16 protein-coding genes are annotated in these 16,291 nt (G+C 66.8%); 10 read left to right on the top strand and 6 right to left on the bottom strand.

Annotated elements, in window-relative coordinates:
- From G6N57_RS13530 to G6N57_RS13520, 3 genes are all read left to right on the top strand, one after another.
- On the top strand, window positions 1–1,542 hold the full coding sequence (locus tag G6N57_RS13530) for an arylsulfatase (RefSeq protein WP_077742946.1): 1,542 nt from the start codon (window positions 1–3) through the stop codon (window positions 1,540–1,542).
- Complete coding sequence (locus G6N57_RS13525) at window positions 1,543–2,436, top strand: HAD family hydrolase (RefSeq protein ID WP_077742945.1); 894 nt, start codon at window positions 1,543–1,545, stop codon at window positions 2,434–2,436. It begins immediately after the preceding gene.
- A gap of 78 nt (window positions 2,437–2,514) precedes the next feature.
- The gene (locus G6N57_RS13520; RefSeq protein WP_077742944.1) at window positions 2,515–3,402 is read left to right on the top strand and encodes a formylglycine-generating enzyme family protein; all 888 of its coding nucleotides are present in this window, start codon (window positions 2,515–2,517) and stop codon (window positions 3,400–3,402) included.
- Here the strand turns inward: G6N57_RS13520 and G6N57_RS13515 are convergent.
- Window positions 3,399–3,965: a TetR/AcrR family transcriptional regulator gene (locus tag G6N57_RS13515; protein ID WP_077742943.1), complete on the bottom strand. Its 567-nt coding sequence runs from the start codon at window positions 3,963–3,965 to the stop codon at window positions 3,399–3,401. The genes G6N57_RS13520 and G6N57_RS13515 overlap by 4 nt on opposite strands.
- A 165-nt stretch (window positions 3,966–4,130) precedes the next feature.
- Between G6N57_RS13515 and G6N57_RS13510 the strand changes: the two genes are divergently transcribed.
- Window positions 4,131–5,330: a cytochrome P450 gene (locus G6N57_RS13510; RefSeq protein ID WP_077742942.1), complete on the top strand. Its 1,200-nt coding sequence runs from the start codon at window positions 4,131–4,133 to the stop codon at window positions 5,328–5,330.
- A gap of 11 nt (window positions 5,331–5,341) precedes the next feature.
- Here the strand turns inward: G6N57_RS13510 and G6N57_RS13505 are convergent, their stop codons facing one another.
- Window positions 5,342–5,617, bottom strand: coding sequence for a hypothetical protein (locus G6N57_RS13505; protein WP_174814481.1), 276 nt, complete (start codon window positions 5,615–5,617; stop codon window positions 5,342–5,344).
- A 398-nt stretch (window positions 5,618–6,015) separates the two neighbouring features.
- On the opposite strand from G6N57_RS13505, the gene G6N57_RS13500 reads away from it, so the two are divergent.
- The 4 genes from G6N57_RS13500 to G6N57_RS13485 all read left to right on the top strand — a co-directional run bounded on the left by G6N57_RS13500 (window position 6,016) and on the right by G6N57_RS13485 (window position 9,981).
- A complete protein-coding gene (locus G6N57_RS13500; protein ID WP_077742941.1) occupies window positions 6,016–7,095 on the top strand; it encodes a cholesterol dehydrogenase/isomerase in 1,080 nt (359 codons plus the stop codon).
- Entirely contained in the window at window positions 7,092–7,856 is a 765-nt protein-coding gene (locus tag G6N57_RS13495; RefSeq protein WP_097926295.1) for an SDR family NAD(P)-dependent oxidoreductase, read from the top strand. The genes G6N57_RS13500 and G6N57_RS13495 overlap by 4 nt, the downstream gene beginning before the upstream one ends.
- A gap of 31 nt (window positions 7,857–7,887) precedes the next feature.
- Window positions 7,888–8,724 carry an SDR family NAD(P)-dependent oxidoreductase gene (locus tag G6N57_RS13490; protein ID WP_077742939.1) on the top strand — a complete coding sequence of 279 codons (837 nt, stop codon included), beginning with the start codon at window positions 7,888–7,890 and terminating at the stop codon, window positions 8,722–8,724.
- Window positions 8,725–8,799: 75 nt separating this feature from the next.
- Window positions 8,800–9,981 carry an AI-2E family transporter gene (locus G6N57_RS13485; protein ID WP_077742938.1) on the top strand — a complete coding sequence of 394 codons (1,182 nt, stop codon included), beginning with the start codon at window positions 8,800–8,802 and terminating at the stop codon, window positions 9,979–9,981.
- Here G6N57_RS13485 and G6N57_RS13480 read toward each other — a convergent pair.
- Together G6N57_RS13480 and G6N57_RS13475 are read right to left on the bottom strand one after the other, a co-directional pair.
- Window positions 9,959–10,771, bottom strand: coding sequence for a dienelactone hydrolase family protein (locus G6N57_RS13480; RefSeq protein ID WP_097926296.1), 813 nt, complete (start codon window positions 10,769–10,771; stop codon window positions 9,959–9,961). The two genes, G6N57_RS13485 and G6N57_RS13480, sit on opposite strands and share 23 nt — an antisense overlap.
- Window positions 10,772–10,782: 11 nt before the next feature.
- Complete coding sequence (locus G6N57_RS13475) at window positions 10,783–11,421, bottom strand: DUF4245 domain-containing protein (protein WP_077742937.1); 639 nt, start codon at window positions 11,419–11,421, stop codon at window positions 10,783–10,785.
- Window positions 11,422–11,476: 55 nt separating this feature from the next.
- Here G6N57_RS13475 and glpX point away from each other — a divergent pair, with 55 nt between their 5' ends.
- Window positions 11,477–12,505 carry a class II fructose-bisphosphatase gene (gene glpX / locus G6N57_RS13470; RefSeq protein WP_029107932.1) on the top strand — a complete coding sequence of 343 codons (1,029 nt, stop codon included), beginning with the start codon at window positions 11,477–11,479 and terminating at the stop codon, window positions 12,503–12,505.
- Window positions 12,506–12,523: 18 nt separating this feature from the next.
- Window positions 12,524–13,933, top strand: a complete 1,410-nt coding sequence (locus tag G6N57_RS13465; RefSeq protein WP_077742936.1) for a class II fumarate hydratase — start codon at window positions 12,524–12,526, stop codon at window positions 13,931–13,933.
- 86 nt (window positions 13,934–14,019) lie between these two features.
- Here the strand turns inward: G6N57_RS13465 and G6N57_RS13460 are convergent, their stop codons facing one another.
- Together G6N57_RS13460 and G6N57_RS13455 are read right to left on the bottom strand one after the other, a co-directional pair.
- A complete protein-coding gene (locus G6N57_RS13460) occupies window positions 14,020–15,744 on the bottom strand; it encodes a GAF domain-containing sensor histidine kinase (RefSeq protein ID WP_097926297.1) in 1,725 nt (574 codons plus the stop codon).
- Window positions 15,745–15,780: 36 nt separating this feature from the next.
- Complete coding sequence (locus G6N57_RS13455; protein WP_077742935.1) at window positions 15,781–16,215, bottom strand: pyridoxamine 5'-phosphate oxidase family protein; 435 nt, start codon at window positions 16,213–16,215, stop codon at window positions 15,781–15,783.
- Window positions 16,216–16,291 lie beyond the last annotated feature (76 nt).

The following is a 16,291-nucleotide window of genomic DNA, read 5'->3' as shown; positions in this document are numbered from 1 at the left end:
ATGCCCAAGGGAAAGCCCAACATTCTCGTCATCTGGGGCGATGACATCGGAATCTCGAACCTCAGCTGCTACAGCATGGGGTTGATGGGGTATCAGACGCCCAACATCGACCGCATCGCCCGGGAAGGCATGCTGTTCACCGACGCCTACGGCGAACAGAGTTGCACCGCAGGACGTTCCGCCTTCATCACCGGGCAGAGCGTCTACCGGACCGGCCTGAGCAAGGTCGGCGTCCCGGGGTCCGACGTCGGATTGCAGGCCGAGGACCCGACCATCGCCGAATGCCTCAAACCGCTCGGCTACGCCACCGGGCAGTTCGGCAAGAACCACCTCGGCGACCTCAACAAGTACCTGCCAACGGCGCACGGGTTCGACGAGTTCTTCGGGAATCTCTACCACCTCAACGTCGAAGAAGAACCCGAGCTACCGGACTATCCGACAAAGGAACAGTTCCCGGTGCTGGCCGACCTGCAGCGTCCCCGCGGCGTGATCAGATCGTGGGCGACTGACGAGGTCTCCACCGAACCCGACGATCCGAAGTTCGGCCCCGTGGGCAAGCAGCGTATCGAGGACACCGGCCCGCTGACGAAGAAGCGGATGGAGACCATCGACGACGAGACCACCGACGCCTGCGTGGATTTCATCAGGCGCCAGGTCGCGGCCGACACCCCGTTCTTCGTGTGGATGAACACCACCCACATGCATCTGCGGACGCACACGAAGCCGGAATCGGTTGGCCAGGCAGGTGTTTGGCAATCGCCCTACCACGACACGATGATCGACCACGACCGTCACGTCGGCAAGCTCCTCGACCTGGTCGATGAACTGGGCATCGCCGAGGACACCATCGTGATCTACTCGACCGACAACGGCCCACACGCCAACACCTGGCCCGACGGCGCGACAACTCCGTTCCGCAGCGAGAAGAACACCAACTGGGAAGGCGCCTTCCGGGTGCCCGAGTTGATCCGCTGGCCCGGAAAGATCAAGGCCGGCAGCATCTCCAACGAGATCATCCAGCACCACGACTGGTTTCCCACGTTCCTCGCCGCCGCCGGGGAGCCTGACATCATCGAGAAGCTCAAGGCGGGCCATACGGCGGGAGACAAGACGTTCAAAGTTCACCTGGACGCCTTCAATCTGCTGCCCTACCTCACCGGCGAGGTCGATGAGAGCCCACGCAAGGGCTTCATCTACTTCTCAGATGACTGTGATGTGCTCGGATTGCGTTTCCACAATTGGAAAGTCGTGTTCCAGGAGCAGCGTTGCCAGGGCACGCTGCAGATCTGGGCCGAGCCGTTCACCCCGCTGCGGGCCCCGAAGATCTTCAATCTGCGCACCGATCCCTATGAGCGCGGTGACATCACGTCGAACACGTACTACGACTGGTGGCTCGATCACGATTACATCGCGTTCTACGGCAGCACGATCGTGACGAAATTCCTGGAATCCTTCAAAGAGTTCCCGCCACGCCAGGAGGCGGCGTCGTTCACGATCAACCACGCCATTCAGAAGTTGAATTCGTTCCTGGCGGCCGACTAGATGCTGGACTCCTGGAATGACGGGCCTACGAAGTCGGCCATCGTCGACTTCGTAGGCGCAGCGACAGCAGAGTTCGCACCCGAGGAGCGCGTCGCGGTGTTCGACAACGACGGCACGCTGTGGTGTGAGAAGCCGGCCTACATCCAGTTGGACTTCCTGGTGCGACGACTGGCGGAGCAGGCGGCGGCCGACCCGGCCCTGGCCGCCAAGCAGCCCTACACCGCTGCGGCTTCGGGCGATCTGGCCTGGTTCGGCGATGCCGTCACCAAGCACTACAACGGTGATGACTCGGCACTGAAAGTTCTTGCCGGTGGCATACTTTCGGCCTACGCCGGACTGACGGTCGATGAGCACGCCGACCAGATCAGGGCGTTCTTCGCGGAGGCGCAACACCCGACGCTGGGCCGTGCGTACACGACGTGCGGCTATCTGCCCATGATCGAGTTGCTGCGCTACCTGGAGGCCAACGGCTTCACCAATTACATCGTCTCCGGCGGCGGCCGTGATTTCATGCGCCCGGTGACAACGCCGATGTACGGCGTTCCGCCGGAGCGGGTGATCGGTAGTTCGGTGGGGCTGGACTTCGTCGACGGGCAACTCAAGACGACGGCCACGCCGGAATTCCTGAACGACGGTCCGGTCAAGGCGGTCCGCATCTGGGGGCGGGTGGGCCGCCGCCCGATCTTCGCGGCAGGCAACTCCAACGGCGACATCCAGATGCTCGAGTACACCGCCGGCGGGCCCGGACCGTCGATGGGCCTGCTGGTCCGCCACGACGACCCCGACCGCGAATTCGATTACACCGTAGGGGCGGAGAAGGCGCTGGGACTCGCCGCCGAACAGGGCTGGGCCGTGGCCAGCATGCGTGACGATTGGACCACGGTCTTTGACTGAGTTCGCACCGAGGTCATCGACTCTGCGTCCAGGGCGCACAAGTGCGAGTAACCCTCGCCCTCACCGCAGAGTCGATGCATGACGGCAACCGATCTGGTCTGGATTCCGGCGCAGACGACGCTGCTCGGCTCCGACTCGCACTACCCGGAGGAAGCGCCCGCTCGTGAGGTCGCCAGCGCCGGGTTCTGGATCCAGCGTCATCAGGTGACCAATGCCGACTACGCCGAGTTCGTTTCGGCCACCGGCTATGTCACGGTGGCCGAGCGGCCGGTGAACCCGGACGATTTTCCCGGAGCCCCGCCCGAGAACCTGGTGCCCGGCTCGATGGTGTTCCAGCGCACCAGCGGCCCGGTGGATCTACGCCACATCAACCAGTGGTGGGCATGGACGCCGGGTGCGTGCTGGAATCATCCCCGTGGACCACGGTCGTCGCTGAAGGGACGTGAACAGCATCCCGTGGTGCACATCGCCTTTGACGATGCCGCGGCGTACGCGGACTGGGCCGGCCTGGCGCTGCCGACGGAGGCCGAGTGGGAGACCGCGGCCCGGGGTGGGCTCTCCGGCGGGGCGTACACGTGGGGCGACGAGCCGGAGCAGCCCGGCCAGCGGCTGGCCAACTACTGGCACGGCGAATTCCCCTACCTGCCCGACACCGGTTATGGCACAACGAAACCGGTGGGCAGTTTCGAGCCCAACGGTTACGGCCTGTACGACATGGCCGGCAACGTCTGGGAGTGGACCACCGACTGGTACGGGGATGACCGGGCCACCACGCCCTGCTGTGCCGCTGACACCTACGACCCGAACCAGCCGCAGTTCCAGATCGGCCGCCGGGTGATCAAAGGTGGCTCCTTCCTGTGTGCCGACAGCTACTGCATGCGCTACCGCCCGGCGGCCCGGAGGCCTCAGATGGTGGATACGGGCATGAGCCACATCGGTTTTCGATGTGTGCGCCGTGGCGACTAGACCTGCGTCCCACCGAACGCCGGGGCGACGAAGCGCTCCAACATCTCCCTCTCGGCCGCGTCATCGACACCCGGCCAGACCAACAACGACAGCACCAGCCGCACGATCCATGCCGCGGCCGCCGGGTCGTCCTCGTCCAGGCCGGTGAGTTCGGTGGCGAACGCGGCCGGTACCGGCGACTGCGTCAGGTCCGCCATCCCCTCTCCGCTGCGCAGCGAGCTGAGCAGTGGCTCGAACATCGAATCGGCCCGGATACGTTGCAGCGCAACGGTAATAGCGGTCAGCACTCGATGCGCGCCGGTGAGGTCGTCAACCGCCCGCCGTACCTCCCCCACGATCGACGCGGCCATCCGGGCCAGCACCGCATCACGGATCTGCGCCTTGCCGCCCGCATGCCGGTACACCGTCGCGCGTGAGCAGTGCACCCGGGCGGCGAGCGCGTCGATGTCCAGCGCGTCGAACCCGTCGCGAGCCGCCATCTCAGCGGCCGCGCCATAGATGCGCTCAGCAGCTTCAACCCGGCGGTCGCCGCCGACCAACCAGTCCGCACGCTTGGGAGACATGGGAGCGAACTTATCGCACACTGAGACAGAATGCGGACCCTTTCTCAACTACTCCGCAGGTCAACGTGTCCCGCTGAGACACTCCCTGCCCCAGGTCCTCAACGGCCGATATCAACATGCCCGGGCTCCGTTGACGGGCCCAGAATCGCCAGCCAACCTGGGCAAATGCTTCTGGCACACGAACTGTTCGCACCGGCCTGCCTGCAGGATCCGTATCCGCTCTACGACCGGTTGCGCACCGATGCGCCGGTTACCCAGGTCGGCGACTCGCCGTTCTTCTTGGTGACGTCATTCGACGCCGTCATCGAGGCCACCGCGCGCTCCCAAGACTTCTCCTCGAATCTCACCGCGACCATGTGGTCGCAGCCCGACGGCACCGTCTCCGCATTCGGCATGGGCGAGCCGGGCAGCCCTATCCACGTGCTGGCCACCGCTGACGACCCGGCTCACGCCGCCCATCGAAAGTTGGTACTGCCCCGGATGGCGGTCAGGCGGATCGCCGAACTCGAACCGTTCATCGCCGACCTCACCGCCGAGCTGTTGACCGGCGCGAGCGGAGAGTTCGAGTGGATGTCGACGCTGGCCGACCGCCTGCCCATGCTGGTGGTCGCGCAACTGCTGGGACTGCCGGCCGAGGACGTCGATCGGCTGGTCACGTGGGCCTACGCCAGCACCCAACTGCTGGACGGGCTGGTCGACACCGAACAACTGACAGCGTCAGGGATCGCGGCCGTCGAGCTCGGCGGGTACCTGACCGAACAGTTCGGTGCAGCTTCGGCAAACCCACGGGAAAACCTGCTCGGAGATCTGGCCGCCTACAGCGCGGCCGAGCGGGTGTCCGCGGACGTGGCGGTGTTCATGCTGATCCAGCTGGTCGGCGCAGGCGCGGAATCGACCGCGTCATTGATCGGCAGCGCAGTGTGGATTCTGAGTCGCCGGCCCGAACTCGCTGAACGGCTGCGCAGTGATCCGGCCTTGATCGCGCCGTTCCTGGAGGAGGTGCTCCGGTTCGAGTCCCCGTTCCGGGGGCACTATCGGCACGTATTGGCCGATTCCGAACTGGCGGGGGTCGCGGTGCCGGCAGACAGCCATCTACTGCTGTTGTGGGGCGCAGCCAACCGCGATGAGGCGGTGTTCGAGGCCCCGAATGAGTTCCGGCTGGGACGGCCGAACATCAAGAACCATGTCGCTTTTGGCAAGGGCGGGCACTTCTGCCTCGGCGCCGCACTCGCCCGCCTCGAAGCACGGATCGTGCTCTCGGCGCTGCTGTCAGCCGGCAGCACAATTCGGCCGGCAGGCGACGCCGAGTGGCAGCCCAGCCTGCTGGTGCGCCGGTTACACCGGCTTCCGCTGAGCGTGCGGTGAACTACGGGAACTCAGGCAGCTTCCGCGGCCAGCGCGATGCTGTCGTCGTCGACGAACACCAGGCCGCCGTCGTCGAGATTGACCGCCCACCGCCGTGCCGGTTCGACGATTCGCTCGCCGGCGACCTCAACCGCCGTCCCGGCCAGGTCGGCAAAATCTTCGACGACAGTGCCGTGCAGTTCTTCGTCAGTTCCCGGATACACAATCACCGAGGACCCGACAGCAACTTCTTCGGCAATTTCGCCGGAGTCACTGTCGTTAACCCCCGTCACGACATCTTCGGACATCCCACACCTCCCCAATTGCTGACGCGTGCAACCGAGTACATCACAAACGCCTGCGATTGGCTCACTTTCGCCGATACCTACAGCCACACCTTGCATATGTCCCGGGCAAATTTCCAAATCCGGGTACGACGACCGTTCCGGCAAATAGATCACATTGAGGCATGCGACGTGATGCCGGTCACGGGTATCCGTTGAAGGTGCCACTGATCAATGCTTTTGAGGCAACTGCAGCAACATTCGCCTTCTCCGGCGCACCCCCAGTACGACGGCCGGGTGCGAGTTGCTGAGCGCCCCGGGGCGAACCGTCTGCCGCGAACGCCCCAATTCGGTCGGGATCGCGGTGACACACACCACACTTGCGTTCGCTAGTGTTGCAACACGTTCTAGCGAGGAGGCCTATGTCCGACGCTGTTTTGGTTACCGGCGCGTTCGGTTTGGTGGGCTCGGCCGTCGTGAAGGCGCTGGCCTCCGGTGGCCGGACGGTGGTCGCGACAGATCTCGACGTCCCGGCGAACCGCAAGGCCGCCGCCGCGCTCCCGCCATCCGTAGAGGTGCGCTGGGCCGATCTGACCGATTCCGCCGCCGTCGACGCGCTGGTGTCCGCGGTCGCGCCGGCCGCGATCATCCACCTCGCGGCGATCATCCCGCCGTTCTGCTACATGCGTCGCGGGCTGGCCCGGAAGGTGAACGTCGAGGCCACCGCGTCGCTGCTGCGCGCTGCCGAGGCCCAGCCCGCGCCGCCGCGGTTCATCCAGGCCTCCAGCATCGCCGTCTACGGCGCCCGCAATCCGCACCACACCGACGACGTATTGCGGCCCGACACCCCGGTCAACCCGTCAGACATCTACGGCGCGCACAAGGTCGAGGCCGAAGCGCTGGTCAGGGCCTCGAAGCTGGACTGGCTGATCCTGCGTCTCGGCGGGGTGATGAGCTGCGAGTTCAGCCTCGACATCGACGTCGACCTGATCTCGTTCGAGAGCGTGCTGCCCGCCGACGGGCGCCTGCAGACCGTGGACGTGCGTGATGTGGCGGCGGCGTTCGTCGCGGCCACCACGGTCCCGACCGAAACCGCCAACCACGAAGTCCTGCTCATCGGCGGCGACGCCGAAACGCACCGGCACATCCAGTCGGCGGTCGGTTCCGAAGCGGCGGCCGCGATGGGCATCAAGGGTGGCCTGCCGATCGGCAGGCCCGGCAACCCCGACGACGACACCGCCTGGTTCGCCACCGACTGGATGGACACCACCCGCTCGCAGGAGGTGCTCGGGTTCCAGCATCACTCGTGGCCGCAGCTGCTGGCAGATACCAGGGCCAACGCCGGGCTGAAGCGTTTTCCGATCGGACTGGCGGCACCGCTGATTCGCGCGTTCCTGCGATCGAAGTCCGCGTACAAGGACTATCCCGGGAAGTTGGCCGACCCGTGGAACGCCATAGACAAGAAGTGGGGCGACCATCGACCTGACGGGAGTAAGGCATGACCACGCAACGGGTCGCGCTCGTGATCGGCGGAGCCTCGGGGATCGGGTGGGCCAGCGCCCAGGCCCTGGCCGCCGACGGCTGCCGCATCGTCGTGGCCGATCGTGACGCCGACGGCGCTGCTGCGCGGGCCGCTCAGCTCGGCCCGCCACATACGAGCTTCTACGTCGACGTCACCGACGAGGATGCGGTGCAGAAGCTGTTCGACGCCGCGGGACCCATCGACATCGTGCTCAACTGCGCGGGGTTCAGCAATGTCGGCCTGATCACCGACCTGGCGGTCGAGGACTTCCGCTCCGTCGTCGACGTCTGCCTCAACGGCGGGTTCATCGTCGCCAAGCACGCCGGCCGCAATCTGCCCGAAGGCGGTGTGCTGGTGTCGATCTCATCGCTGAACGGGCGCCAGCCCGCGGCCGGTATGAGCGCCTACTGTTCCGCCAAGGCCGGGCTGTCGATGCTGACGCAGGTAGCCGCCCTCGAAATGGGTCCGCGCGGCATCCGCGTCAACGCGATCGCGCCGGGATTCGTGAAGACCCCGCTGACCGATCCCGCGGCGATGATTCCCGGTGTGGTCGAGGAGTACATCGAGAACACCGCGCTGGGCCGCAGCGGAACACCCGAGGACATCGCGGCCGCCGTGGTGTTCCTGTGTTCGCCGCAGGCGTCGTGGCTGACCGGCGAGGTGCTCGATCTCAACGGCGGCGCGCACCTCAAGCGGTATCCGGACATCCTCGGTCATGTCATGAAGCTGGCCCAGGGGTGAACACCAGCGAGAAGCCGAAGGCGGATCGCGCATGACGTCTTTCGCCGGTAAGCAGGCGATCGTCACCGGCGCGGGTTCCGGTATCGGCGCGGCGCTGTGCCGCGCACTGGTGGCCGCCGGCGCCGAGGTGCTCTGCACCGACATCGACGAAGCAGCGGCAGCGCGCACCGCCACTGAGGTGGGTGCCCGGTCGGCACGCCTCGACGTCACCGACCCGGCCGCCGTGCAGGCCGCGGTCGACAGCGTGGTGGAGCGGGCCGGCCGGCTCGACCTGATGTTCAACAATGCAGGCATCGTCTGGGGCGGGAACACCGAGCTGCTCACGCTGGACCAGTGGAACGCCATCATCGACGTCAACGTGCGCGGCGTCGTGCACGGTGTCGCCGCGGCGTATCCACAGATGATCCGGCAGGGTCACGGCCACATCGTCAACACCGCATCCATGGCCGGGCTGGCCGCGGCGGGTCAGCTCACCAGCTATGTGATGACCAAGCACGCCGTCGTCGGGATGTCGCTGGCGCTGCGTTCCGAGGCGGCCGCGCACGGCGTCGGCGTACTGGCGGTGTGCCCGGCCGCCGTCGAGACGCCCATCCTGGACAAGGGCGCGGTCGGCGGGTTCGTCGGCCGCGACTATTTCCTTCAGGGCCAGGGGGTCAAGACCGCCTACGACGCCGACCGCCTGGCCGCCGACACCCTGCGCGCCATCGAGCGCAACAAGGCCATCCTGGTCAAGCCCCGTCGCGCCCATGCCTCCTGGCTCCTCGCCCGGCTGGCGCCGGGACTCATGCAACGGCTCTCGATGCGGTTCGTCGCCTCACAACGCGCCGCCCAGGCCGCCCACGCCGGTCCGAGCGTGAATCTGGACTGACGCTCAATACCGACTGTTCCGATGAGGTGGCGATAGGGTCAGCGCAACGGGCGGGCAGGGGCGGAAGAGGTACAGATGAAAGACCAGTTCACCCTCACCCAGAAGCGGGCGCTGGCGGTCTTCACCGTGCTCGCCCTGTTTCTCGGGGCCTACTTCCTGCGCAGCTTCTTCGTCCTGATCGTGATGGCCGCGGTCGGCGCCTACCTGTTTACCCCGCTCTACCAACGGTTTCAGCGCAGATTCGGCACCGGTCTGTCAGCCACGCTGACGCTGTTGGTCGCCATCCTCATGGTGATCATCCCGGTGTCCCTCATCGTGTTCATGGCCATCGTGCAGGTCACCCAGCTCGTCAACATGGTCAGCACCTGGATCGCCGACACCGACCTCAGCACGCTCGGCGACCGGGCCCTGCAACTGGTCAACTCACTATTGGGCCGGGTGCCGTTCCTCGACATCCACCTGACCGCGGATTCGTTGCGCGACACCGTGGTCAAGCTCTCGCAGCACCTGGGTGAATGGCTGCTGGGCGTCCTCCAAGGCGCGGTCGGCGGCATGGTCGGCGCGATCACCTCATCGATCATCTTCCTGTACGTGTTCATCTCGATGCTGGTCAACAAGGACGAGATGGCCACCCTGATCCGCCGCCTGAACCCGCTCGGCGAGGAGATCACCGACCTGTACCTGGCCAAGACGGGCGCCATGGTGAAGGGAACGGTCAAGGGCCAGTTCGTGATCGCGTTCTGCCAAGGCGTGGCCGGGGCCATCTCGATCTACATCGCCGGCTTCCACAACGGGTTCTTCGTCTTCGCGATCCTGTTGACCGCGCTGTCGGTGATCCCGCTCGGCGGCGGCATCGTCACCATTCCGTTCGGCATCGGAATGATGTTCTTCGGCAACATCATCGGCGGCCTCTTCGTGGTGGTGTTCCACCTGTTGGTGGTCACCAACATCGACAATCTGCTGCGCCCGTGGCTGGTGCCGAAGGCCGCCCGGTTGGACCCCGCGCTGATGCTGCTGGCGGTGTTCGCCGGCATCTCGATGTTCGGCTTTTTCGGTCTGGTGATCGGGCCGGTCCTGATGATCATCATCGTCACCACGGTGAGCGTGTACCTGGCCGTCTACAAGGGCGTCGAGCTCGAAACCGACGAGCCCGACGCACCCCGCAAGAAATGGTGGCCACGTCGGCAGAAGGACGCGACGGCCGAACCAGAGTCCGACGCCGAGCCGGAACCCGCTACGCCACCAGACGTTCCGTGAGAAAGGCCACCACCCGCTTGCGCGCCTCGTACGCGGGATGCCCGTCGACCTCGCGGACCTGATCGGTGAGCACCGAGTGCGCCGACGCGGACAAGCCGTCGGGATTGCCCTTCTTCGAGTTGATCTCGATCACCTCGAACGCGTCGCCGAGTCGCGCCTTGAGGGTGGCGAACCGCTCCCCCGGTGCCAGCCGGTCCTGGCTGAACCGCAGGGCCAGCGCGCACAGGCCGTCATTGGCGGCCCGCTGCTCGATGATCTTGAGCTCGGCCTCCGACATGCCCGGATCGCGTTTCTGCGCCGCGGTCAGGGCGATCGGCACCGAAGGCTGACTCAACACCGGGGCCAGCACGCTGTCGTCCACCGCGGCGGCCAGTGCGAAACCACCGGTGAAGCACTGCCCGATGACGCCGACGCCCTTACCTGGGGTGTTGGCGTTGAGATCGCGGGCCAAAGCCCGGAGGTAATGCGCGACGGGGCGGTCCGCGTTCGTCGCGAACGCCGCGAATTCCTTTGTCACGCAAGCTTTCAGCATGACGGGGATGGCGCCAGGCCGCACCGCGGCCGCACCGGGGGTGCCGAACAGGGACGGGGCGGCCACCGTGAAGCCGTTGTCCACCAGATGGTTGCCCAACGCGAGCACGCCGGGATGCAGGCCGGGGATCTCGGGAATCAAGACCACGCCGGGGCCTTCGCCCTTGCGGTACACGTCGTAGGTCTGGTCGGCTGCGGTGAAGGGGGTGGCGGTCCACCCGGTGAGATCTGCAACTGGCGACGACAACACGGGCTCCATCCGTTAGTGCGTCACGGCCTCTTGATCGGCAGCGGCGACTGCTTCTGCGTCGCACTCGCAAGCGTACGGTACTCATCAGTACCACCGGCACCCGTAATCGCGACCTGCGCCGGTCCGCTGAGCTTCGTCGTCCACACCGGTTCCGGGTCACTGCTCTCGTAGACCACCCAGGTCACCCCTTCGACGTCCTGCGTGCCGGCCGGGTACGAATCCGGCTTGATCGAGGCCACCAGAGCGGCCTCGTCGGCATTGCTCTGGGTCAGGCTCAGGTACTTACCGCTCGGGGCCAGGTAGCCGATGCGCGAGGACACCGCGCGGCCGTGCTGGCCGTCGGGCAGCGTCAACCCGCCGTCGATACCGTGGCGACTACCGGAGTTGGGCTGCCAGCCCTCGGGCAGCTGGGGCAGCCGGATGGGGATCTTCAGCACGTCGGCATCGGCCTGCAGGGCGGCCGGCGCATCGAATTCCGGCGGCGGACCCACCCCGGGCCCGCCGGCCTGGAACGAGCACATGCCCAGCATGCCGGCCAGTACGATGCAGGCTACAACCAGCGGAGCCATCGACCAGAACATATCCCGGCCGTCCTGCAGCAACCGCGACTTTTCCGGCTTCGGGACCGGGGTTGGCTGGGAGGTCGGCTCTGAGGACATGCTCGTCAGTATCCCAGCTCCCAAACGCTGACCACGTTCTGGGACAATCTGGGCCATGAGTCCCACGCGGGGAGAAGCCCCCGATCGCAACCTTGCCCTCGAACTGGTCCGGGTGACCGAGGCCGGCGCCATGGCCGCAGGCCGCTGGGTCGGCCGCGGCGACAAGGAAGGCGGCGACGGGGCAGCCGTCGACGCCATGCGTGAGCTGGTCAACTCGGTGTCGATGCGCGGCGTCGTGGTGATCGGTGAGGGCGAAAAAGACGAGGCACCGATGCTCTTCAACGGTGAAGAGGTCGGCAACGGCGACGGACCGGAGTGCGACTTCGCCGTCGACCCGGTCGACGGCACCACCCTGATGAGCAAGGGCATGCCCAACGCCATCTCAGTGCTCGCCGTCGCCGAACGCGGCGCGATGTTCGACCCGTCGGCCGTGTTCTACATGAACAAGATCGCCGTCGGCCCCGAATGCGCCGACGCCATCGACATCACCGCCCCGATCGGCGAGAACATCCGGCGGGTGGCCAAGGTGCGCGGCGCCTCGGTGAGCGACCTGACGGTGTGCATCCTGGACCGGCCGCGGCACGCCCAGCTGATCGAGGATGCCCGCGCCGCGGGCGCCCGCATCCGGCTGATCACCGACGGCGACGTCGCCGGTGCGATCTCGGCCTGCCGCCCCAACTCGGGCACCGACATCCTGGCCGGCATCGGCGGAACACCCGAAGGCATCATCGCCGCCGCGGCGATCCGCTGTATGGGCGGCGCGATCCAGGCCCAGCTGGCCCCGACGGACGACGCCGAACGCCAGAAGGCCATCGACGCCGGTTACGACCTGGACCAGGTGCTGTCCACCGACGACCTCGTCTCGGGTGAGAACGTCTTCTTCTGCGCGACCGGTGTCACCGACGGTGACCTGCTCAAGGGCGTGCAGTACTACCCCGGTGGCTGCACCACGCAGTCCATCGTCATGCGGTCCAAGTCCGGCACCGTCCGGATGATCGAGGCCTACCACCGGCTGACCAAACTCAACGAGTACTCCGCGATCGACTTCACCGGCGACAAGACCGCCGCCTACCCGCTCCCGTAACTGGTTAGAAAGGCATTCATGAGCACCGACAACGCTGTCGAGTACCGCATCGAGCACGACACCATGGGCGAGGTCCGGGTGCCGGTCAACGCCCTGTGGCGGGCACAGACCCAGCGCGCCGTGGAGAACTTCCCGATCTCCTTCCGCGGGCTGGAGCGCACCCAGATCCGCGCGCTCGGTCTGCTGAAGGCCGCCTGCGCACAGGTCAACAAGGACCTGGGCCTGCTGGCCGCCGACAAGGCCGACGCCATCATCGCCGCGGCCGGCGAGATCGCCGACGGCCTGCACGACGACCAGTTCCCGATCGACGTGTTCCAGACCGGCTCGGGCACCAGCTCCAACATGAACGCCAACGAGGTGATCGCCTCGATCGCCGCCCGCAACGGCGTGACCGTCCACCCCAACGACGACGTGAACATGTCGCAGAGCTCCAACGACACGTTCCCGACGGCCACCCACATCGCGGCCACCGAAGCCGCTGTGCGCCACCTGATCCCGGCACTCGAGGTGCTGCACGAGTCCCTGGCCGCCAAGGCAAAGCAGTGGAAGACCGTGGTGAAGTCCGGCCGCACCCACCTGATGGACGCGGTGCCCGTGACGCTGGGCCAGGAGTTCGGCGGCTACGCGCGTCAGATCGAGGCCGGCATCGAGCGGGTCAAGGCCACGCTGCCCCGCCTCGGTGAGCTCGCCATCGGCGGCACCGCCGTGGGCACCGGGCTGAACGCCCCCGACGGCTTCGGCGCCAAGGTGGTCGAGGTGCTCGTCAACCAGACCGGTCTGGCCGAACTGCGCACCGCCTCAGACTCGTTCGAGGCCCAGGCCGCCCGCGACGGACTGGTCGAGGCGTCGGGTGCGCTGAAGACCATCGCTGCCTCGCTGACCAAGATCGCCAACGACGTGCGCTGGATGGGCTCCGGCCCGTTGACCGGCCTGGGCGAGATCCAGCTGCCGGACCTGCAGCCGGGCAGCTCGATCATGCCGGGCAAGGTCAATCCGGTTCTGCCCGAGGCGGTTACCCAGGTGGCCGCGCAGGTCATCGGCAACGACGCCGCCGTCACCGTCGGCGGCCTGTCCGGCGCCTTCGAGCTCAACGTGTACATCCCGATGATGGCGCGCAACCTGCTCGAGTCGTTCACGTTGCTGAGCAATGTGTCGAAACTGTTCGCCGAGAAGTGCATCGACGGCCTGGTCGCCAACGAGGAGCACCTGCGCACCCTGGCCGAGTCGTCGCCGTCGATCGTGACGCCGCTGAACTCGGCGATCGGCTACGAGGAGGCCGCCAAGGTCGCCAAGCAGGCCCTGAAGGAGAAGAAGACCATCCGCCAGACGGTCATCGACCGCGGCCTGATCGGCGACAAGCTGAGCGAGGCCGAGCTGGACAAGCGCCTCGACGTGCTGGCCATGGCGAAGGTGAAGGACGGCGAGTAGCCGCTCCCCTTCTCTGCCGAGCAGACACATACTGCCCCTTTTCGAGTGAGAAGGGGCAGTTTTGTGTCTGCTCGCGGGTAGGCGCGCTACTCGGGAAGCGGTGCGGCCCAATGCAACACGGTCCCGCCACCGGATCGGTCGGTGATGGTGAACCGACCCCCCGCACCGAGCGCGCGGGCCCGCAGATTACCCAGGCCGCTCTCGGTGACCTCGGCGGCGATCCCGCAGCCGTTGTCGGACACCTCGATCGACAGGTCGTCGGCGACGTCGACCACAACGCTGAGTTCGGTTGCCCCCGAATGCCGTACCGCGTTGCTGATCGCCTCCCGCAGCACCGCCTCGGCATGATCGGCCAACGTCGCGTCGACGACCGAAAGCGGGCCGACGAACCGCGTGCTGATGTGAATCGGCGCGTCGGCGAACTGGGCGATCACCTCATCGAGCCGTTGCCGCAGCCGCGTCGTGCCGGCCTGCGCCCCGTGCAGATCGAAGATCGCGGTCCGGATCTCCTGGATGACCGCCTGCAGGTCATCGACGGTACCGGTGAGGCGTTGCCGGACCTCCGGAGACTGCGTGCGCGGGATCGTGCCCTGCAGTGACAGGCCCACCGCGAACAGCCGCTGGATCACGTGATCGTGCAGGTCCCTGGCAATGCGATCGCGATCGGCGAGGATCTCCAACTCGCGCACGCTGCGCTGGGAGCTGGCCAGCTGCCAGGCGACCGCGGCCTGGTCGGCGAACGCCGCGGCCATGTCGAGCTGTTCGGCGGTGAAACTGCGGGCGCCGTCGGCGCGTATCGCCACCAGTACCCCGGCGACGGTGTCGATGGCGCGCAGCGGCAGCACCAGCGCCGGGCCACCCGCGCCGTCCAATTCGAGGCGGTCCAGCCGGTGCGGCGTGCCGTCGCGGAACGCCGCACCCACCGCGTCCCCCGCGGCGTCCCGGCCCACCGGAATCGAGTCGATCGTGGTCGGGCTGCCCGCGGTGGCGGCCACCACGAGGTTGTCATCCTCGCCGGCCGGTACGTCGCTGCCGGGCACCGCGACCACGATGCGGTCGGCACCGGTCAGTTTGAGCGCCTTGTCGGCGACCATCCGGAAGACGGTCGCCGGATCGGTGCCGCCGAGTAGTTCGGTGCCGATGTCGCGGGTGGCCGCGATCCAGGCCTGGCGGTCGCGGGACAACTGGTAGAGCCGGGCGTTCTCCACGGCCACGCCCGCGGCCGAGGCCAGGGCCTCCACCAGCACCTCGTCGTCCTCGCTGAACGGCTGCCCGTTGGTCTTGTCGGTGAGGTAGAGGTTGCCGAACACCTCGTCGCGGATTCGCACCGGGACACCGAGAAAAGTCCGCATCGGCGGATGGTTCGGCGGGAACCCGACCGACGCCGGGTGCTGGTGGATGTCGTCGAGCCGGATCGGTTTCGGATCGTCGATCAGGACGCCGAGCACGCCCCGCCCTTCCGGCAGATGCCCGATCAGCGCCCGGGTCTCGTCGTCGATGCCCTGATAGACGAACTCGGTCAGCTCGTGGTCGTCACCGCGGACACCCAGCGCGCCGTAGCGGGCGTCGACCAGCTCGATCGCGGTCCGCACGATGGTGCTCAGCGTGACCTCGAGATCCAGGCCCGACGTCACCGCGAGCATGGCCTCGACCAGGCCGTCGATCCGGTCGCGACCGGTGATGATCTCCTCGACCCGGTCCTGGACCTCGGTGAGTAGCTCACGCAACCGCAGCTGCGAGAGCGTGTCCCGCAACGGCGGAGTCCGCTGTTCATCGTCGGGCCGCGCACCGTGACCAGTCACGTCCACCATGCTGGCACTACCGACTACGGCCGACCAAGCTCGCCGTCACCTCGCATCCGGTTCGGGTCCGAACCGGAACCGGCGGCCGGTGACGCGGACCGGCGATACCCGTATGTAATGCGTCTTCGACGTCGCCGTCCACGGCAGCAACTGCGCCTGCTCCGCTTCTTCCAGTTCCTCGTCGGAGCGCAGGGTGCGTGCGATACCGCGCACGATCACGCTCCAGCCCTCGGCCGCGGTGTGATCGTCGGCTTCGAACAACACCTGGTTGTTGATGGCCGCGCTGATCAGCTTGGTGCCCGCCGCCGTCCGGAACAGGATGGTGCGGTTCTGCACCACGAAGTTCACCGGGAAGATGTGCGCCTCGTCATCCACCGCGGTGACGAGGCGGCCCAGCGACACGCCGCCCAGCAGCTCCCAGCTCTCCCGCTCCGAGAGAATCTCGACCGGCTCACTGCGCGTTGACAATTCGATTCCCATAGCGATGACGCTATGGCCGCGCAGGCCTGCGCACCATGGGCGAAAGCCCTGTCAGTCAGGGACCAAAGACCCTGGT

Origin of the sequence: Mycolicibacterium boenickei, assembly GCF_010731295.1 — a bacterium.
GTDB lineage: Bacteria > Actinomycetota > Actinomycetes > Mycobacteriales > Mycobacteriaceae > Mycobacterium > Mycobacterium boenickei.
This window is presented reverse-complemented; position numbering and strand designations above follow the sequence as displayed.

What these genes read in the sequence shown, in the direction of transcription:
- G6N57_RS13460 (WP_097926297.1), bottom strand. Translation starts at nt 15,744, where the DNA reads ATGGTGGACGTGACTGGTCACGGTGCGCGGCCCGACGATGAACAGCGG.
- G6N57_RS13490 (WP_077742939.1), top strand. Translation starts at nt 7,888, where the DNA reads ATGACGTCTTTCGCCGGTAAGCAGGCGATCGTCACCGGCGCGGGTTCC.
- G6N57_RS13500 (WP_077742941.1), top strand. Translation starts at nt 6,016, where the DNA reads ATGTCCGACGCTGTTTTGGTTACCGGCGCGTTCGGTTTGGTGGGCTCG.
- G6N57_RS13485 (WP_077742938.1), top strand. Translation starts at nt 8,800, where the DNA reads ATGAAAGACCAGTTCACCCTCACCCAGAAGCGGGCGCTGGCGGTCTTC.
- G6N57_RS13510 (WP_077742942.1), top strand. Translation starts at nt 4,131, where the DNA reads ATGCTTCTGGCACACGAACTGTTCGCACCGGCCTGCCTGCAGGATCCG.
- G6N57_RS13530 (WP_077742946.1), top strand. Translation starts at nt 1, where the DNA reads ATGCCCAAGGGAAAGCCCAACATTCTCGTCATCTGGGGCGATGACATC.
- G6N57_RS13505 (WP_174814481.1), bottom strand. Translation starts at nt 5,617, where the DNA reads ATGTCCGAAGATGTCGTGACGGGGGTTAACGACAGTGACTCCGGCGAA.
- G6N57_RS13480 (WP_097926296.1), bottom strand. Translation starts at nt 10,771, where the DNA reads ATGGAGCCCGTGTTGTCGTCGCCAGTTGCAGATCTCACCGGGTGGACC.
- glpX (WP_029107932.1), top strand. Translation starts at nt 11,477, where the DNA reads ATGAGTCCCACGCGGGGAGAAGCCCCCGATCGCAACCTTGCCCTCGAA.
- G6N57_RS13515 (WP_077742943.1), bottom strand. Translation starts at nt 3,965, where the DNA reads ATGTCTCCCAAGCGTGCGGACTGGTTGGTCGGCGGCGACCGCCGGGTT.
- G6N57_RS13525 (WP_077742945.1), top strand. Translation starts at nt 1,543, where the DNA reads ATGCTGGACTCCTGGAATGACGGGCCTACGAAGTCGGCCATCGTCGAC.
- G6N57_RS13520 (WP_077742944.1), top strand. Translation starts at nt 2,515, where the DNA reads ATGACGGCAACCGATCTGGTCTGGATTCCGGCGCAGACGACGCTGCTC.
- G6N57_RS13495 (WP_097926295.1), top strand. Translation starts at nt 7,092, where the DNA reads ATGACCACGCAACGGGTCGCGCTCGTGATCGGCGGAGCCTCGGGGATC.
- G6N57_RS13475 (WP_077742937.1), bottom strand. Translation starts at nt 11,421, where the DNA reads ATGTCCTCAGAGCCGACCTCCCAGCCAACCCCGGTCCCGAAGCCGGAA.
- G6N57_RS13465 (WP_077742936.1), top strand. Translation starts at nt 12,524, where the DNA reads ATGAGCACCGACAACGCTGTCGAGTACCGCATCGAGCACGACACCATG.
- G6N57_RS13455 (WP_077742935.1), bottom strand. Translation starts at nt 16,215, where the DNA reads ATGGGAATCGAATTGTCAACGCGCAGTGAGCCGGTCGAGATTCTCTCG.